Source organism: Paracerasibacillus soli (assembly GCF_042432965.1).
Classification (GTDB): domain Bacteria; phylum Bacillota; class Bacilli; order Bacillales; family Amphibacillaceae; genus Paracerasibacillus; species Paracerasibacillus soli.
This window is the reverse complement of the sequence record NZ_JBHLWL010000010.1, coordinates 1-18,349: the sequence shown is the minus strand read 5'-3', so window position 1 is coordinate 18,349 and position 18,349 is coordinate 1. Positions and strand designations below refer to the sequence as shown.

The window sequence follows — 18,349 nt, the reverse complement described above, 5'->3', positions numbered from 1 at the left end:
GGAGAGGATTTCATGCTTAAAATTGGTTCACATGTTTCTATGAGTGGGAAGAAAATGTTATTAGGATCTAGTGAAGAGGCTGCATCGTATGGCTCCAACACATTTATGATTTATACAGGTGCTCCTCAAAATACACGAAGAAAACCTATAGAGGAATTGAACATAGAAGCGGGCCGAAAGCATATGGCAGAACATCAAATGGCAGATATTGTGGTGCATGCTCCGTATATTATTAATATTGGAAATACAACCAAACCTGAAACATTTGAGCTCGGTGTAAATTTCTTGCGAAGTGAAATTGACAGAACTGCAGCTATCGGTGCAAAACAAATTGTTTTACACCCTGGTGCTCATGTTGGTGCCGGTGCCGACAACGGAATAAAGCGTATTATTGAAGGATTAAATGAAGTACTTACAAAAGATGATGACGTACAAATTGCATTAGAAACAATGGCTGGTAAAGGTACTGAAATAGGTAGATCCTTTACTGAACTTGCAAAGATTATTGACGGTGTGACGCATAATGAAAAGTTATCGATTTGTCTCGATACATGTCATATTCATGATGCGGGATATGACGTGGTGCATGACTTTGATGGTGTTTTAAATGAATTTGACAAAACAATTGGTGCAGATCGGATTAAAGTTGTTCATGTAAATGATAGTAAAAATGAACGTGGGGCACAAAAGGACCGTCATGAGAATATCGGATTTGGACATATTGGTTTTGAACCTTTACATTATGTTATTTATCATCCGCAATTTACTAATATTCCAAAAATATTAGAAACACCATATGTAGGTGAGACGAAAACGACGAAGCGTCCACCTTATCAATTTGAAATTGAAATGATTAAAAAAGGTACATTTGATCCGGAGTTAAAAAATAAAATTATGGGATAGGCTAAAAAAGGGGAACGAAAAATCGTTCCCCTTTTAATCTTCTAACAAATGATCTAATCCATAAGATTGTATCAGTTCCATAAACAGGACATTTGCTTTTTTTGCAGTACTAATGGATGTTATTTGCGCTAATTCTCTTAACATGATTTCGCGTTTTTTTGCCACAAATGGATTGATATCATGTTGTTGAATATACATCAAAATATCACTTGCCTCCTGTTGTGTGATGTTAAACCCGTATTGTTTACTGTAGTATAATAAATCCTCCTCTGTTAGCTGCTTTAATCTTTTATTAATTATCTGTTTGATAAACATAAAAAAACTCCTTTGCTCAAACAAAATGTCTTTGTTTTTACTATATGCAATGTATGCATAAAAAGACTACAACATTTGCCAGTTTAAACATCGTATATTGGTTAGAAACTTCCACACACTATAAGTGCACCTCAAGAAAAAGGGAGGTCTTATCGTGAACCATAATACGCAAGATAATGAAAATAAGCCCGTAAATAATTCAGATTTGGATTCACCAAGGGATATCGCATCTTATAGTGACCGCGATGAAGAAACAGCAGCTGAGTTAAGTGCAGTTGATTTACATGACCATCGTGAATCACGTGTAGATGATGGAACAAATGTAAATCAATCTGTTGGATGGGTTGCCTTAGCGTTATCGATAATTTCATTCTTCTGGCTTCCAGTAATTATGGGTGCTGCTGGAATTATTGTCGGAATCGTTGCAAGAAACCGTCATGCGGAAACGTTAGGAAATATCGCAATAGGTGCTGGTATTGTCTCCATTGTATTGTCGTTATTTATACGGCCATTTGTTTAGAAATGATAAAGCTGTTCACTGGTAAAGTTTCTTTACCTTGTGAACGGCTTTTTACGTATATCTAGTCCTCATAAATAGGAAAATAATAATATTTACCTACCTCTAACTTATATGGATCTATATTCGGATTTGAGGTTTTAAAATCCATGATGATTTCCTCCATATTTAAATGTCCTGAAATACCTTGATTAATTTGTTCTACAACAGATAATAGTGTATCTCCGCGTGAAACTTTCACTTTTTTGACATGGAAGGATTCCACATTATTATTGGGGATTGTGCTATTATCAATAGTAGGCACCTTATTAGTAACAGTTAAATCGTAATATATACTGATGACAAATAAAATAATAAGGGCATATGTACATAACCTTTTTAGAAAATCCATGGCAATATATACTCCTTTTTGAAACATTATGGATTCCTATTACGTACGAAATAGTGACAGAGATATGGGGGGATGAAAATGGAAATTTTTTCGTATGATTGGATTGGTTTAGTAATTACTGGATTAGCCTCCTTATTTTTAATTGGAGAAATCTTAGTAAATATGCGTGGTTTTTTTGCAATTTTAGGAATCGGTTTTATTACAGTTTATTTTTCAGTGTATGTTCAAACAGACTTACTTATGTTGATGATGTTCATCTATTTTATAGGGTTAGTTCTCATTATTTTGGATGGGAAGTTATTGAATGATGGTACATTAGCAACAATTGGTCTTTTTTCAATGCTACTTGCGGTTGCCTTGCCAGCTCCAAATATTTTTGCAGGCATATATGCAGTGATAGGTGTGATGGCAGGTTTAGGTGGCTCATTCTTATTTTTAAAGGTCTTTCCAAGACGTGAAATGTGGACAAAAATGACTTTAAAAGATCAGTTAACTGATGAGGCGGGTTACAGCTCTATTAATACTTCTTATCGAGAGTTAGTTGGTAAACAGGGCATCACAGTTACAAATATGCGCCCAGTCGGAACCATTCGAATTGACGGGAAAGATTACAGTGCCATTTCAAATGGTCAGTGGTTAATGAAGGATATGAAAGTAACCGTTATTCAAGTGGATGGCACAAGAATACTTGTAGAAGAAGTACAATCACGAGGCTAGGACAAAATAAGATAAGCCCCCTTAGTTGTTGCTACATGATTAGTTTTCGCTAAATATGTAGTGGAACGTGGGGGGATTACCTTATTTCCTAGCCTCTTTTTGAATGTCATAAAAACAAAAACAATATGTAAATTTGCATACTATAGCCATGCTATCACATCATTGAATGCAAGGCTGATTTAGGAGGTATTAAAGTTAATGTGTGAAACATTACGCCTACACAAGTCAAATGTGTTCTAAGTGCGCTAAAAAGAGTCCCACTCGATTAAATCATAGAGCTTAGAGCTTGCGTATTTAGTTGGAAGTCTACATAAATAGAGCTTATGTTTTATACTTTGTAAATTTAGTGTAAACAAAGTGTAAATTATCTTTTCGATTACATTAATATTTGTAATAATTGTATAAGCAGCGACAACAAAATAATTGATACATAATCGTGAAGGGATGGAGCTCGATTGGAATTAGATATCCAAACCATTTTATTTGAATTTTTGGGAGGTCTAGGTATCTTCCTTCTAGGTATTAAATTCATGGGGGAAGGATTACAAAAAACGGCAGGCGATCGTTTACGTGACGTACTAGACAAGTTTACAAGCAATCCTTTTTTAGGCGTGCTAGCGGGTGCAATAGTAACGATGCTGATTCAAAGTAGCTCTGGTACAACAGTATTAACCGTTGGCCTAGTAAATGCTGGATTTATGACATTGAGACAAGCTATCGGTGTTATTATGGGAGCAAATATCGGAACTACGACAACAGCCTTTATCATTGGATTGGACATTGGAGAGTATGCATTACCGATTATTGCTGTCGGTTGTTTTATGTTATTCTTTTTTAGTAATAAAAAAGTAAATGCTATTGGACAAGCCGTTTTTGGATTTGGGGCTTTATTTTTTGGCTTGGGACTCATGAGTAGTGGAATGGCACCACTAAGACATTTAGAAACTTTTCATCAATTAACAGTTGATATGAGTAATAGTCCTGTATTAGGGGTAGTAATTGGAACTATTTTCACATTAATTGTTCAAAGTTCAAGTGCGACAATTGGAATTCTTCAAGGCTTATTTGCAGAAGGAAGTATCCAGTTACAAGCTGCGATTCCAGTTTTATTTGGGGATAATATTGGTACAACAATAACAGCTATTTTAGCTTCTTTGGGTGCATCTGTTGCAGCAAAACGTGCGGCATTGACACACGTAATATTTAATGTGATTGGTGCTACTTTATTCTTAATTTTACTTACGCCGTTTACGACCATTGTGATATTCCTACAACAGCAATTACAATTAAATCCAGAAATGACGATTGCTTTTGCACACGGAACATTTAATATATCAAATACGATTGTACAATTTCCATTTATAGCTGGACTAGCTTGGTTAGTTACAAAAATGGTACCTGGTGAAGATGTTACAATTGAATATAGACCACAGCATTTAGATCCTATTTTTATTGAACAGTCATCCGCAGTTGCGCTTGATCAAGCAAAGGCTGAAATAGTACGAATGGGTGAATATGCTTATCAAGGACTAGAAGAAACGAACTTATATTTAACTACTCAGCAACAAAAGCATTCTGAAATGGCAATGCAAATTGAAGGTGCGTTAAACAGTCTTGATAGAAGTATTACTCATTATTTAGTTGAACTGGCGAGTAAATCAATGTCAGAAATTCAGAGTGAAAACCACACCATATTAATGGATACTGTCCGTGATATTGAACGTGTAGGGGATCATTTTGAAAATATAATCGAACTCATTGATTATAAAATTTCAAACAAAGTAGTAATGACAGAGCATGCGAAAGAAGATTTAAATAATATGTTTGATTTAACCATATCAACAGTAAAACAAGCAGTGTTAGCTTTAAGCAATAATAATAGAACAGAAGCTTTAGCGGTTGTACAAAAAGAACAAGAAATTGATAAAATGGAACGTGTATTTCGAAAAAAACATATTATTCGCATGAATGAAGGAATATGTAATGCTTCCGCAGGTATCGTGTTTGTAGATATCATTAGTAATTTAGAACGTATTGGAGATCATGCAGTAAATATAGCAGAGCATGTTTTGAATCGGTAAAAGGAGAGGGAATCCCTCTCTTTTTACTATATAAAATGAAAAAAATCCATTTTTGTCTTGATATAAAATGGAAAAGGTGATATATTTAATTGTGTTGTTTCGACTGCGTGATTTGTCGTATGTACATAAGAAATGTAACTTTATAAAAATAAATGTTGACAAAGATATTTAAACATGGTAAATTATATTTCGTTGCCACTAAAGATGTATATCAAAATACGTAACTTAGTGATAAGAGTTAATTAAAAATATTCCACAGTAGCTCAGTGGTAGAGCAATCGGCTGTTAACCGATCGGTCGTAGGTTCGAATCCTACCTGTGGAGCCATATGGCGGCGTAGCTCAGCTGGCGAGAGCGTACGGTTCATACCCGTAAGGTCGTGGGTTCGATCCCCTCCGCCGCTATAGAATTTCTATTAACATTTTAAAACAATGGCGGTCGTGGCGAAGTGGTTAACGCACCGGATTGTGGCTCCGGCACGCGTGGGTTCAAATCCCACCGGTCGCCCCATTTATAAACTGGACCCTTAGCTCAGTTGGTTAGAGCTATCGGCTCATAACCGATCGGTCGCAGGTTCGAGTCCTGCAGGGTCCACCAGTTAATAAAATATGGAGGTATACCCAAGTCCGGCTGAAGGGATCGGTCTTGAAAACCGACAGGGGTGTAATAGCCCGCGGGGGTTCGAATCCCTCTACCTCCTCCATCTTATAAAAATATACATAATGGCTCGGTAGCTCAGTCGGTAGAGCAAAGGACTGAAAATCCTTGTGTCGGCGGTTCGATTCCGTCCCGAGCCACTTCGTAATAAGCCTATCGACGGCTTTTTTTATTTTCCCAAAGTAACATATGTACAGTGCAAATGGTTTGCAAGTTCAGGTTAGCTTTGATAATCTTAAAGAAGAAAGGGTTGAATATTCAATTCTTTTTATTAAATTTTAGGGAGGACTTATACGATGGCGAAATTTGAATTACCTGAATTACCTTATGCATATGATGCATTAGAACCTACTATTGATAAAGAAACGATGAACATTCATCATACAAAGCACCACAATACTTATGTGACAAATTTAAATGCTGCATTAGAAGGACATGCAGATTTACAAAACAAATCATTAGAAGAACTAATTAGTGATTTAAATGCACTTCCTGAAGATATCCGTACAGCAGTACGTAATAATGGCGGCGGGCATGCGAATCACAGCTTATTCTGGAAAACTCTTGCACCTAATGCTGGTGGAGAGCCAACTGGCGAATTAGCTGATAAGATTAAAGAAGTATTTGGTAGCTTTGATCAGTTTAAAGAAACATTTGAAAAAGCTGCTGCAACTCGCTTTGGTTCTGGATGGGCGTGGTTAGTATTGAACAATGGTAAACTTGAAGTAATCAGTACTGCTAATCAGGACAATCCACTTATGGAAGGAAAAACTCCTCTACTTGGTTTAGATGTATGGGAGCATGCATATTACTTAAAATATCAAAATAGACGTCCAGAATATGCGTCTGCTTTTTGGAATGTTGTAAACTGGGACGAAGTATCCAAAAATTACAACGAAGCAAAATAATATATAGCTGGCTTAAATAAAAGGGTCTGACCCCTCAACTACTATATTCTGTAGTTAGACGAGGGAGTTAGGCCCTTTTTCTCTGCCCTTTTATCTTTACATACTGCATATCTCATTATGAATTGCTCACACTATGTCATAAGGACAAAGGAGTTTATTCAAATGCAAAAAAGTAAACGTGCAGTATTGGGCAATATAGAAATTAATCGTGATCTAATTTTATTGTTACTCATAGGTGGTTTGTATTCTCTAGGTATTTTTTTATCTAATACATTCGTAAATGTCTATTTATGGAAGCAAGCTGGAGACTATATAACGATTGCTGTTTATAATCTCGCTATATTTATATTTCAGCCGTTAACATTTTTAATTGCTGGAAGAGTTGCAAAGAAAATAGACCGTGTTATTGTCCTCCGATTAGGAGTTATTTTTCTTTCTATATTTTTTCTTAGTGTACTACTTATTGGTGAAAATGCATCGACATATAACTTTATGTTAGGTAGTGTTTTAGGTATAGGTTATGGTTTTTATTGGCTTGCCTATAATGTGCTTACGTTTGAAATTACGGAGCCTGAAACACGTGACTTCTTTAATGGATTTCTTGGGCTATTGCAATCATTAGCAGGTATGATAGGTCCATTAGCCGCAGGATTTATTATTGCAAAAATGACGGACAATATCGGGTATTCGACTATTTTTACTGTTTCCTTTATTCTTTTTGTTGGAGCAGTTATATGTAGCTTTTTTATTCATCGTAGAAAAGCGGAAGGTTTATTTTATTTGAAGGAAGTAATGAGACAAAAAAGGCAAAGTAAAAACTGGGCTGCTATTCTACATGCACATATTTTTCAAGGATTACGTGAAGGGATTTTTACTTTCGTTATTACCATTTGGGTTTATATTACGACAAAAAGTGAATTATCTTTAGGGATGTTCAATTTATTTTTATCTGGATTTTCATTTATATTTTATTTCTTGGCAACTCGCCTTATTAAAGAGCGCCATCGTAAACTAGCTATATTATTTGGGAGTATATTACTTTACTTTCCACTTTATCTTATCTTAATAAAAACAACCTATATGACCTTAATCATATACGCCATTATAATTGGCATTGCTTATCCAATCGTTAATGTTCCCTATATATCCATGACCTATGATGTAATAGGACAAGCGTGGAAGGCTAAGGAACTAAGAGTGGAATATATTGTGGTTAGAGAGTTATACGTGAACATCGGTCGAGTACTATCAATTATCGTATTTTTAATTGGCGTGAATTTGTTCGCTATTGAAAAAATAATCCCGATATTATTAATTGTATTTGGTACCTTACACCTTATGATTTATTTATTCATTCGTAGTGTTCATCTATCAGGTCCTCCAAAAGATGCACCGGTAAAAGAACAATTGACAGATGAAAAGACAAGATAGTGGTTCAATACCAGACAAAAGATGTTATAATATAGGTTATATTCACGTTTAATGATAAGTGGGGGAGAACGATGGTAGATAATAAAGATAAAAAGAAAAAGAAATCACAACTTCCTTTTCGTTTAAATATATTGTTTTTTGTTGTGTTTTTAATGTTTTCTGTTTTAATTATTCAACTAGGTGTTGTACAAATTTTAAATGGAGAAGAATTTCAAAAAGAAATTGATCGGACTGTACTAGATACGACGTCCATTCCGGTACCCCGAGGTAAAATGTATGACCGATACGGCAATTTAATTGTCGACAATAAACCGATATATTCGATAACTTATACACCACCAAAACGAGTACAAGCGAGAGATCGTTTAAAAGTTGCGGAGAAGTTATCTAAGTTTATTACGCTATATGATAAAAACGATCCGAAGGACAAACAGAAAAGGTTTAAAACAATTACGGAACGTGATAAAAAAGAATATTGGTATGTGAAGAGTGAAAAGAATGAGGAGAAAGCTTTAAAAAGATTAACAAAGGAAGAAAAGGAAAAATTAAGTAATGCTGATCAATATAAAACTGTTTTAGAACGAATTACAGAAGAAGAAATCAGTGGATTTACAGAAAAGGATATGGAAATTATTCTCATTAAAAAGGAATTAGATAAAGCATATTCTTTAACACCGCAAGTTATAAAAAACGAAAATATTACACCGGAAGAGTACGCACAAGTTGCGGAACACTTAGATGAATTACCTGGTGTTAATGCAACAACAGATTGGAATAGGGAATATCCATATGGCGATGTATTCAAAAGTCTGCTAGGTAATATTACAACCGAGAAAAGGGGAATCCCCGCTGAAAAATTACAGTACTTTTTGTCTAAAGGTTATAGCAGAAATGACCGTGTAGGAATTAGTGGATTAGAGGAACAGTACGAAGATCTTTTGCGTGGTAGGAAGGAAAAGATTCAGTATACGACGACTAAAAGTGGTAAGGTAGTGGATGCGAAAACAGTTGTTTCTGGTGAACGCGGCAAGGATTTAGTATTAACTATTGACATGAAGTTCCAAAAAGAATTGGATAAAATAGTAAAAAACGAGTTGAAAGCAGCAATTAATCAGTCACCTTATGAAAACCGCTATTTAAATGATGCGATGGTGGTCGTTATGGATCCAAAGACTGGGGAACTTTTAGCAGTATCTGGACAACATTACGATCGTGATAAAAAGAAATTTGAGAATGCGTCATATAAGGCTTTGTATGATGCACATCGACCTGGTTCATCGATAAAAGGCGCTACTGTACTAGCAGGTTTTCAATCTGGTGTCATGTCTCCTGGGGAATATATATATGACACACCAATCCGTATTAAAGGCACGCCGCCTAAAGGGTCATATAGCCAGTTGGGATCTGTAAATGATTTGGATGCATTAAGATTATCGTCTAACGTATATATGTTCTATATAGGATTACGTATGGGGGGAGAATTTAATTATTACCCAGGTAAGGGAATTACCTTTAATAGAGACTCTGTCCAAACGATTCGTAATTATTTTAATCAATTTGGATTAGGGGTTAAAACAGGAGTTGATTTTCCTTTTGAGTCAACTGGCTATAAAGGAGAAGGTGCAAAAAACCTAATGGACTTTACCATTGGACAATATGACACATATACAACATTACAATTGGCACAATATGTTTCTACAATTGCTAATGGTGGATATCGCGTTCGTCCTCACTTCCTAAAACAGGCACGTGAACCAATAGCTTCAGAGGATGAATTAGGACCAGTTTATAAGACGACTCACACTGATATACTAAACAAAATTGATATGAACGATAGCTATATAAAGAGGGTACAAGAAGGTTTCCGACAAGTATATCAAACACCTAGAGGTACTGCTTACAGCTATTTCGGAAATAAACCTTACAAAGCAGCGGGTAAAACGGGGACTGCACAAACTGAAATATACGGCAAAGATGCTAATGGGAAAGCCATAATCGAAGCGAAGACAAATAATCATGTGTTAGTTGGCTATGCACCATATGATGATCCAGAAGTTGCGTTTGCAGTTATCGTTCCATATATGGGAAGAACATCTAATTATCCGCTAAACCATACTATTGGCCAAGGAGTATTGGATACGTACTTTAAATTGAAAAAGGAACGAGAACAGGGTGAAGATAGTAAAGCCGATAAGAAAGACGCGGACGAACAAGATAAAATAGAAGATGAAGCATAATAAAAAATAACCCAGTCTCCTAGAGAGGCTGGGTTATTTGTCTTACCTGTTTTTCGTTATAATTTTTGCGATTTGCGTATGATCCATATCACTGGAAACTTTAAATTCACCAAGTTGTACTTTTTGTGCATAGCCTTTATCTTCCAAGAATTTGTTGAACTTATGCTTGTCTTTAATTATTTTATTTTTTTCTAGCAAATCAGCGACTTCTGAAGGAAACATACCAGATTTAATCTTTAGCGTATATGATTTTTTCTTTTTCTTTTCTTTCTCAGCTTTTTTATCCTTTTCAGCTTTTTCTTTGTCAGTATTCTCTACCTTTTTGTCAGAAGCTTTTTCGTCTTTTTTAGATTCTTTCTCTGTTTTTTCTGCTTCGCCTTTGTCATTTGTTGCTGCTTCATTTTTAGTAGAATTTGCTGCTACGTTTTCTTGTTTTTTCTCAGCTGTTTGTTCATTCCCCGCATTTACTGATAAGGAGATATAATCTGCTTCGGAAATGACTCGGTACCCCTTATCTTTCATGATGTCAATCATTTCGTTATCAGACATTTTAGTTGTATCATGACTTTTGTCTTCTGAGAAATAAAAAACAGATACAAGAATGATGCCAGCAGTAAATAATCCTACCGCGAAAGATCTTATAACTTGTTTCATTCCATTCACAATCCTTTTTTTATTTTAACCCTAACTTAACTGTTATTTTTTTGCTGAAAGATTATCAGAAAGAAGTTCTTCTTCTAAGATTTTGATTTTCTTCTTCATCTGATATGTATCTTGCATAGTCGAAATTGATAATTGCTCAACCTGACTTTCAATATCTTCAATTTTATCTTGCATGAAGAAAGATACAATAAATAAAGCGATGGCTACTACTATAATTGTTACTCCTGCGTATATCATTCTTTCAACCTCCATTTCTCCTAATTATAGTTATATCATACATAGCCAAAAGATAAAACAATAATTTTTTACCATATCATCTTGATTGATGGAGAATCTTTTGCTATTATAATATAGGTTATAGTAATTTATTTGTGAGAGAATGAAGTTTGGAGGGATAGTCATGCGTGTAAATATTACGTTAGCTTGCACGGAAACGGGAGACCGTAACTATATTACAACAAAAAATAAACGTACAAATCCTGAACGTTTAGAACTTAAGAAATATTGCCCACGTTTAAAAAAGCATACTTTACATCGTGAAACAAAATAATTTATTTATTTTAAACTCCTTATCAGATATCTTTTGATTATGATGGGAGTTTTTTCATACTATGATACAATTGGAATTAGTAAGGGTGTATGATTCGTTAATTCGAGTGGGAATTTTTACGATTGGGGTGATGAAGTGGACAAGCCCACAATTAGAAAAACTATTTTACATGCGTTGGAAAACATTGAATCAGCTGAAAAGGCCCAGATTGAAGCGCAATTACATAGGTATTTATTTCAGTCTCCTATGTGGGAACAGGCAAAAACAGTTGGTATCACATTAGCACAAGGGTTAGAATGGAATACAAAGCCAATTATAGAAAAAGGTTGGTCAGAAGAAAAGACGATTTGTTTACCGCGTTGTCTACCTAAATCAAAAGCATTAAACTTTTATCGATTGGATCATTATGATGAACTCGAGTTGTCTTATTTTAACCTTTTAGAGCCAATACCACAGGAATCGCATCTCATGTGTAAAATGAATATTGATTTGTTAATTGTTCCTGGCGTCGTTTTTAATAAACATGGTTATCGAATTGGCTTCGGTGGAGGATACTATGATCGATTTTTAACCAATTTTCCAAATCAGACGGTATCTTTAGTTCATTCTATGCAGCTATTAGAGCGTATTCCGGTTGAATATCATGATATACCTGTCCAACACTTAATTACAGAAAAGGGTTTAATTAAGTAAATATAACATGCATATATAGTCTGGTTTTGAAAATAACTAAGAACATCAGTATGTAGGAGGATGTTCTTATGAAGAAAGTAACCTTTTTTACCGCGTTGCTTACGATATTTACTTTTTTATTTAAATGGAGGTATCGTATTATAAATATGTTGTTGGCTATTCGTTTTTTAAGGAAGTTTACTGTGCGCATGTCCTTAAACCTTCCAATTTTAAAGAAAAAAGTATTGCCTAGTTTACTTAAACCAATGACAAAATAAACAACAATTTAGAGAAGTTGTCTTTACAACTTCTTTTATTTTTTATCCGGTTCCTCTTTTGGTATGATAAAAGGAGCAGGGAGGAAAATGAATGAATGTAAAAGAGCGATATACGCTATACACAATCGCAAATCACCTTGTATCAAAGGAAGGTTATGAATTACTACATTTAAACGAAAACACGGGTGAATTGTGGCTTGAAAAGTATACAAAGCAAGTTACCAATATTATTCGTCTTACTACAAGAGGATTTGATTGGAAAAATCATTTGAAACAAGATATTGCCCAAGTTTTTCAAAGGGTTCTGCAGATGAAGGGTTTCCTCCGGGGTAAAAACTTTGATGTTTCTAATGTTTATATTACGTCATATAGTCCAGTGGATCATTGGGAAGAATTAAAAAAACCAATGAAACTTAAAGATAAAACATCTATCATGATGCATGTTTATTATGTTGATCTGGTGCATGAAAATGAAGAATTGACACGTTTACAAGAGGATCTTAACTTAGAACCATTACACATGAAAACATCGATGCCAGAGGAAGAAATAGTGATACAAACGAATAATATTCAACATCGTTTGCAATCGCAATTTCAAAAACATAAAAGTGAACAAGAAAATATCATGGCACATGGAAAACCGATTTTAACTTATTTGATTCTTGCTATCAATATTATTATTTATTTTTTAGTTGAATTAAATGGTGGAAGCCAATCAGTTCCCAATCTAATCCGTTTTGGGGCAAAGTATAATCCTGCAATTGTTGATGGCGAATGGTGGCGCATTGTAAGTTCGATGTTTATTCATATCGGTTTTATTCATTTATTTATGAATATGCTAGCCATTTACTATTTAGGTACACTTGTCGAACGAATTTATGGCTCATTTCGTTATTTCGCAATTTACTTTTTAGCTGGTATAGGTGGTGGAATAGCAAGTTTCGCATTTACAAATAATGTATCAGCAGGAGCATCTGGAGCTTTATTTGGATTGTTTGGTGCACTATTATTTTTTGGACTGCATTACCGCCAACTATTTTTTAAGACAATGGGTCAAAACGTGATTATGTTAATCATAATTAATATTGTATTTGGATTTCTTGTGCCGCAAATTGATAATAGTGCACATGTAGGTGGACTACTTACAGGATTTGTCGCAGCAGGCATTGTGCATTTGCCTAGAAAGAATCGAAATTGGCAGACTCAGATGCTTGCTATTGTCGTTTATGCTTTCATAATCTCCGGTTTAGGCTATTATGGAATAGATAAAACACTTCAATCTGCCCCTTATCAATGGGAAAAAGTTACTACTTTGATACAAAGTGAACAGTATGATGAAGTCATTAGGGTAACAACAGAAGCATTAAATCATGATCCTGGAGATTTAAAAGCACCATTATTATTTCAGCGTTCGTATGCATATATAAAATTACAAAAAGAGACGCAAGCAATTGAAGACTTAGAATATACGGTTAAAGTCGATCCAAGCATGCCTGAAGCATATTATAATTTAGCTTTATTATATTATGACCAAGGCCATATAGAACAAGCAAAAGACGCAATTAAAACAGCTCATGAATTAGATCCAATAGAGGATCAGTACCAAGATTTTTATAATAAATTATGGAATAAGTAATAGGGGTGAGTAGGAAGCTTATGGAAACCTTTGTATAAGCTTCATTGGCTCACCGTTTATTTCGAATAGGACAATTAAATGTGTTTCCTGTTTATCTATTAAAATTAATGGGATGTATGTATCGAAATCTCCACTTTTTGAATCAAATGCAGGGATTAAGTAGTTTTTATATAACCCCTCCCACAATTGACCAATAATTTGCTCTACCTGTTCTGCTGAGTGATTTAAGAAATGGAGTGGTTTGTCTAGTGTAATATCCGTAAGTGCAATTTCATTGTAGTTGGCTTGATTAATATTAAAATAGGAGATAAGCTTATTCCACTTTACCTTTAAGTCATGATTTGTGTGTTGTTTTAATAACTTTTCTGTTTCTCTTTCTTTTTTATTTGTTGCTTTTTTAAAATGAAAGTTGTCTCCGATAAATAGTTCGTCAGTTGATATTTGTTGTACACTTCTAATTTCCTCATTTGCATAATGACTTTCACCATAATGAAAAGTAATACCGTTCCAATACGAATGTGATTCATATGGAATCTTCTCTTCAATTTTGATACTATCCGTATTTTGTTGCCATTTCGTTCGAGCCCCTACGAGTTTTCCGTTTGCAAATAATAGGGCGACGTCTTGTCTTAAATAGATAATTTCGTCTGTTAAAGAAAAGGTTGTCCATGCTATTTGTTTGTTGTTTTCATCTTCAACCTGAATATGCGTGTAATATTTTTTGAATGTAATGGCATGATCCAAAGGGAAATATGTGATTGTTTGTTCTGCTCCAGGTTTAAGGGAAAAGATAATGATTGTTGATAATATGACTGTGTTCATCGTTAATATAAATATAAGTTTTCGCATCTCATTCAGTCCTCTTAATGGTATACGACATTATATGTGGAAGTGTGTAGATTATGAAAACAATCGCTATTTATACTTAAGTTTGGTATAATTTTGATGGTGAAAAATATGAAAACGGTATATGATGTCCAACAATTATTGAAACGATTTGGTATTTTTGTCTATGTTGGTAATAGACTTGCAGATTTAGAGTTAATGGAATTAGAACTTCGAGAAATTTTCCGTTTACAAATGATTTCTAATCAACAATTTCAACAAGCATCTCTTATTTTAAGAAGTGAAATTAACAAATTAAAGGAGTTGGCCAATGATGGAAAAATATAATCTTGGTATTGATATTGGCGGAACGGCAGTCAAAATTGGAATCGTAACAATTGACGGTAAGATTGTACATAAATGGGAAATTCCGACGAATAAAACAGAGCAAGGTAAGCATATTGTGAAAGAGGTTTGGGAATCAATTTCAACATTCATGCATAACAATAGTATTCCGCTGAATACAATACAAGGTATGGGAATTGGCGCACCAGGGTTTGTGAACAGGGAAGCTGGTATTATTTATGAGGCTGTAAATATTGGTTGGAAAAACTTTGACCTTGCAGCACAATTTAAAACAATTTCGAACTTACCTGTATTTGTTGAAAATGATGCAAATATGGCTGCGCTGGGAGAATTCTGGAGAGGTGCGGGAGATTTAGCTCCTAACATGATTGCCATTACACTAGGTACAGGAGTAGGAGGCGGCGTGATTGCCAACGGTACTTTATTGGATGGTGTAAACGGTACAGCGGGAGAAATTGGCCATTTAACGGTTGATCCTAATGGTTATTTGTGTAATTGTGGTCGTCATGGTTGTTTAGAAACGGTTGCTTCTGCTACGGGAATCGTGCGACAAGCATATGAAACTGCAAAAAAACATCCTAGTGGTCAAATAAATCAATTCATACAGGAAAACAAAACAATTACAACGAAGGATATTTTTCACCTCGCATCCTTAGGTGATGAAGATGCCAATGAAATCATCATGTACACAGCGGATGTCTTAGGGCTGGCAATTGCAAATATTGCAACTGTTATAAACCCTGAAAAGGTACTCCTTGGAGGCGGCGTGTCAAAAGCGGGTAATCAATTTATTGAACCTTTGAAAAAGGCATTTAAAAAATATGCTTTATCACGTATTAGTGCTGCATGTGAATTTTCGATTGCTAAATTAGGCAATGATGCTGGAATCATTGGTGCCTCATATTTAGTAAATGAAAAATGCAATGCAAATAGAAAATAGAATATTTGCCTTTTTCTTTATAAAACTGTAATATAAATGAAACCTTTTCTATGAAAGCTACGTCATATATATATAATCGGGGTTTTTATCTTTCAAAATGCCGTAACGAGTGAGAGATAAAAACATATAGAAATAGTATATGTTTTTTATTAGCACTGGGGAGGATATGATGATGAATAAGCAATATAGGTGGGGAACAATACCACTATACTTTATCGCTACTATATTATTTGGTACGAAAACATATATCGTGTATCGTTTCTTATTTAATATTGACTTAGAGAATAAGATGCAAGAGTTTATTTTGTTTATTAATCCTTTTATTTCTGCATTTCTAATTTTTGCATTAAGTATATGGATTAAAAAACAATCGAGGCAAATGAAGTTTATCAGATATACTGCTTTAATAGGTAGCTTAGTATTATTTGCAAACCTTGTTTTTTATCGAAGCTTTACAGACTTTATTACGATTCCACAATTATTCCAAGCGAGCAATGCAGCGGACTTGGGTTCAAGTATCGTTACTTTAATCAAGTTTTATGACATCTTATTATTTATGGATGTTGTGTTCATTTGGTACTTGAGTAAGAAAAAACAAGACTATGTTGCAGTACGATATCCAAGAAGTGGGAAAGTGTTTGTAACAGCAATTTCGTTAGTGTTGTTATCCGCAAACTTTTTCCTCGCAGAAATGGAGCGTCCACAGCTGTTTACACGTGCTTTTGACCGAGAATATCTTGTTAAAAATATTGGGTTGTACAACTATCATATTTACGATATTGTGTTGCACTCTAAAGTTAAAACACAACGTGTGTTTGCTGACGGTAATGAAATACCTGAAATTAAAGCATATATAACAGATAATGTTCGTAGCGATGAAGTTTCTGACATGTTCGGTGTTGCAGAAGGAAAGAATGTTATTTTTATATGGGCTGAGTCACTTCAAAGCTTTGTCATTAATAATGATGTGAATGGACAAGAAATCACACCATTTTTAAATCAATTAACGAAGGATAAGGACACGTACTACTTTGAAAACTTCTATCATCAAACGGAACAAGGAAAAACATCTGACTCAGAATTTATTGTAGCGAATTCTTTATACCCACTTTCTAGGGGTGCAGTGTTTTTTACTCACGGCCAAAACACTTACCATGCCGGTCCAGAGATAATGAAAGAAAATGGATATTATACTGCCACGTTTCACGCTAACAATAGAAGTTTCTGGAATAGAGATCAAATGTATGAAAGCTTAAAATATGATCAATTTTTTGACAAAGATGCTTACGAAGTAACGAAAGAAAATTCAATTGGGTGGGGTTTGAAAGACAAGGAGTTTTTTGAACAATCTATTAAATATTTGCAAACATTGAAAGAACCATATTATACAAAATTTATAACGTTGACAAACCATTTCCCATTTGAATTGGATGAAGAAGATCGATCTATTGAGCCATATGATTCAAATTCTAATACACTAAATCGCTTTTTCCCAACTGTGCGTTATATGGATGAAGCAATTGAATTGTTTTTTGAAGAACTGAAAGCAGCGGGATTATATGAAGACTCTATTATTTTAATCATGGGCGATCATTATGGAATTAGTGCGAACCATAATAAGGCAATGAGTATGTATTTAGATAAAGAAGAAATCACACCATATGATCATGTACAATTACAACGCGTCCCGTTCTTTATTCATATTCCAGGTCATGGAGAAGGGGAAGTACGATCTGAAGTATCTGGTCAAATCGATGTTAAACCAACATTATTACACTTACTAGGTATCGATACAAAGCAAGATTTATACTTTGGTAATGATTTATTCGTTGATAATCGAAAAGGGTACATCGCGCTTAGAAATGGTGACTTTATCAGTGATGATTATATTTATACAGCTGGAGTTTGCTATGACCGTCACAATGGAGAATTGTTGGATAGAGAGAATGCTGGGTTGAATATACAACAGTCTGATTCGCCTTGTAGTGAAATTAAAGAAAAGGTGGATATGGAACTAGAGTATTCAGATGCGATTATATATGGTGATTTATTCCGTTTTATTGATTTCGACGAAACGAAACTGGAATAAAGAAGTAAAGTGGAGTTATCTTCACTTTGCTTCTTTTTAAATATTAAAAAGAGGATGCATTTGCATCCTCTTTTATTGGTTGTGCGCCCGGCATGGGTGTAATCTCTAGGGTGAAAGTCCCGAGCCGTGAAGACAGAAGTAGCGGTTAGCTCAACGCAAGGGTGTCCGTGGTG

Annotated in this window: 19 protein-coding genes and 6 tRNA genes; 20 read left to right on the top strand and 5 right to left on the bottom strand. The window is 34.6% G+C overall.

What is annotated here, in order from left to right:
- Positions 1-12: 12 nt before the first annotated feature.
- Complete coding sequence (locus ACFFIS_RS02755; protein WP_320379190.1) at positions 13-903, top strand: deoxyribonuclease IV; 891 nt, start codon at positions 13-15, stop codon at positions 901-903.
- Positions 904-936: 33 nt separating this feature from the next.
- On the opposite strand, the gene ACFFIS_RS02750 is transcribed toward ACFFIS_RS02755, so the two are convergent.
- Positions 937-1,218, bottom strand: coding sequence for a DUF2624 family protein (locus ACFFIS_RS02750; protein ID WP_320379189.1), 282 nt, complete (start codon positions 1,216-1,218; stop codon positions 937-939).
- A 154-nt stretch (positions 1,219-1,372) separates the two neighbouring features.
- Between ACFFIS_RS02750 and ACFFIS_RS02745 the strand changes: the two genes are divergently transcribed.
- Entirely contained in the window at positions 1,373-1,738 is a 366-nt protein-coding gene (locus ACFFIS_RS02745) for a DUF4190 domain-containing protein (protein ID WP_320379188.1), read from the top strand.
- A 61-nt stretch (positions 1,739-1,799) separates the two neighbouring features.
- On the opposite strand, the gene yqfZ is transcribed toward ACFFIS_RS02745, so the two are convergent.
- The gene (gene yqfZ / locus ACFFIS_RS02740; RefSeq protein ID WP_320379187.1) at positions 1,800-2,126 is read right to left on the bottom strand and encodes a protein YqfZ; all 327 of its coding nucleotides are present in this window, start codon (positions 2,124-2,126) and stop codon (positions 1,800-1,802) included.
- Positions 2,127-2,204: 78 nt separating this feature from the next.
- On the opposite strand from yqfZ, the gene ACFFIS_RS02735 reads away from it, so the two are divergent.
- The 11 genes from ACFFIS_RS02735 (at position 2,205) to ACFFIS_RS02685 (ending at position 10,157) form a co-directional block, all read left to right on the top strand.
- Positions 2,205-2,843: an NfeD family protein gene (locus tag ACFFIS_RS02735; protein WP_320379186.1), complete on the top strand. Its 639-nt coding sequence runs from the start codon at positions 2,205-2,207 to the stop codon at positions 2,841-2,843.
- 455 nt (positions 2,844-3,298) lie between these two features.
- The gene (locus ACFFIS_RS02730) at positions 3,299-4,924 is read left to right on the top strand and encodes a Na/Pi cotransporter family protein (protein ID WP_320379185.1); all 1,626 of its coding nucleotides are present in this window, start codon (positions 3,299-3,301) and stop codon (positions 4,922-4,924) included.
- 252 nt (positions 4,925-5,176) lie between these two features.
- Positions 5,177-5,251: transfer RNA gene (locus tag ACFFIS_RS02725), tRNA-Asn, on the top strand.
- Positions 5,252-5,254: 3 nt separating this feature from the next.
- Positions 5,255-5,328, top strand: a tRNA-Met gene (locus ACFFIS_RS02720).
- Positions 5,329-5,358: 30 nt separating this feature from the next.
- Positions 5,359-5,434 (top strand) — tRNA-His (locus ACFFIS_RS02715).
- A gap of 10 nt (positions 5,435-5,444) precedes the next feature.
- Positions 5,445-5,521: transfer RNA gene (locus ACFFIS_RS02710), tRNA-Ile, on the top strand.
- A gap of 13 nt (positions 5,522-5,534) precedes the next feature.
- A tRNA-Ser gene (locus ACFFIS_RS02705) sits at positions 5,535-5,627 on the top strand.
- Positions 5,628-5,648: 21 nt separating this feature from the next.
- Positions 5,649-5,721 (top strand) — tRNA-Phe (locus ACFFIS_RS02700).
- A 156-nt stretch (positions 5,722-5,877) separates the two neighbouring features.
- Positions 5,878-6,489 carry a superoxide dismutase gene (locus ACFFIS_RS02695; RefSeq protein ID WP_390186052.1) on the top strand — a complete coding sequence of 204 codons (612 nt, stop codon included), beginning with the start codon at positions 5,878-5,880 and terminating at the stop codon, positions 6,487-6,489.
- A gap of 162 nt (positions 6,490-6,651) precedes the next feature.
- Positions 6,652-7,920, top strand: coding sequence for an MFS transporter (locus ACFFIS_RS02690; RefSeq protein ID WP_390186051.1), 1,269 nt, complete (start codon positions 6,652-6,654; stop codon positions 7,918-7,920).
- Between the two features lie 71 nt (positions 7,921-7,991).
- Positions 7,992-10,157, top strand: a complete 2,166-nt coding sequence (locus ACFFIS_RS02685) for a peptidoglycan D,D-transpeptidase FtsI family protein (RefSeq protein WP_390186049.1) — start codon at positions 7,992-7,994, stop codon at positions 10,155-10,157.
- 42 nt (positions 10,158-10,199) lie between these two features.
- Here the strand turns inward: ACFFIS_RS02685 and ACFFIS_RS02680 are convergent, their stop codons facing one another.
- Both ACFFIS_RS02680 and ACFFIS_RS02675 read right to left on the bottom strand, forming a co-directional pair.
- Entirely contained in the window at positions 10,200-10,811 is a 612-nt protein-coding gene (locus tag ACFFIS_RS02680) for a hypothetical protein (RefSeq protein WP_390186048.1), read from the bottom strand.
- A 42-nt stretch (positions 10,812-10,853) separates the two neighbouring features.
- Positions 10,854-11,057, bottom strand: coding sequence for a hypothetical protein (locus ACFFIS_RS02675; RefSeq protein WP_390186046.1), 204 nt, complete (start codon positions 11,055-11,057; stop codon positions 10,854-10,856).
- Positions 11,058-11,220: 163 nt separating this feature from the next.
- Between ACFFIS_RS02675 and rpmG the strand changes: the two genes are divergently transcribed.
- The 4 genes from rpmG (at position 11,221) to ACFFIS_RS02655 (ending at position 13,956) form a co-directional block, all read left to right on the top strand.
- Positions 11,221-11,370, top strand: coding sequence for a 50S ribosomal protein L33 (rpmG, locus tag ACFFIS_RS02670; protein ID WP_320379179.1), 150 nt, complete (start codon positions 11,221-11,223; stop codon positions 11,368-11,370).
- 135 nt (positions 11,371-11,505) lie between these two features.
- A complete protein-coding gene (locus tag ACFFIS_RS02665) occupies positions 11,506-12,063 on the top strand; it encodes a 5-formyltetrahydrofolate cyclo-ligase (protein WP_390186045.1) in 558 nt (185 codons plus the stop codon).
- Between the two features lie 68 nt (positions 12,064-12,131).
- Positions 12,132-12,320: a protein YqgO gene (gene yqgO, locus ACFFIS_RS02660; RefSeq protein ID WP_320379177.1), complete on the top strand. Its 189-nt coding sequence runs from the start codon at positions 12,132-12,134 to the stop codon at positions 12,318-12,320.
- 91 nt (positions 12,321-12,411) lie between these two features.
- Positions 12,412-13,956 (top strand): rhomboid family intramembrane serine protease, encoded by a 1,545-nt coding sequence (locus ACFFIS_RS02655; protein ID WP_390186043.1) that lies wholly within the window; start codon positions 12,412-12,414, stop codon positions 13,954-13,956.
- Positions 13,957-13,974: 18 nt separating this feature from the next.
- Here ACFFIS_RS02655 and ACFFIS_RS02650 read toward each other — a convergent pair whose 3' ends face one another.
- Positions 13,975-14,805: a hypothetical protein gene (locus ACFFIS_RS02650; RefSeq protein ID WP_390186041.1), complete on the bottom strand. Its 831-nt coding sequence runs from the start codon at positions 14,803-14,805 to the stop codon at positions 13,975-13,977.
- A 108-nt stretch (positions 14,806-14,913) separates the two neighbouring features.
- Here ACFFIS_RS02650 and ACFFIS_RS02645 point away from each other — a divergent pair, with 108 nt between their 5' ends.
- From ACFFIS_RS02645 to ACFFIS_RS02635, 3 genes are all read left to right on the top strand, one after another.
- Positions 14,914-15,129, top strand: a complete 216-nt coding sequence (locus tag ACFFIS_RS02645) for a YqgQ family protein (protein ID WP_390186040.1) — start codon at positions 14,914-14,916, stop codon at positions 15,127-15,129.
- Positions 15,113-16,087, top strand: coding sequence for an ROK family glucokinase (locus ACFFIS_RS02640; protein WP_320379172.1), 975 nt, complete (start codon positions 15,113-15,115; stop codon positions 16,085-16,087). Before ACFFIS_RS02645 ends, ACFFIS_RS02640 begins: the two co-directional genes overlap by 17 nt.
- Before the next feature lie 169 nt (positions 16,088-16,256).
- Positions 16,257-18,176, top strand: a complete 1,920-nt coding sequence (locus ACFFIS_RS02635; protein WP_390186038.1) for an LTA synthase family protein — start codon at positions 16,257-16,259, stop codon at positions 18,174-18,176.
- The last annotated feature ends 173 nt before the right edge of the window (positions 18,177-18,349 follow it).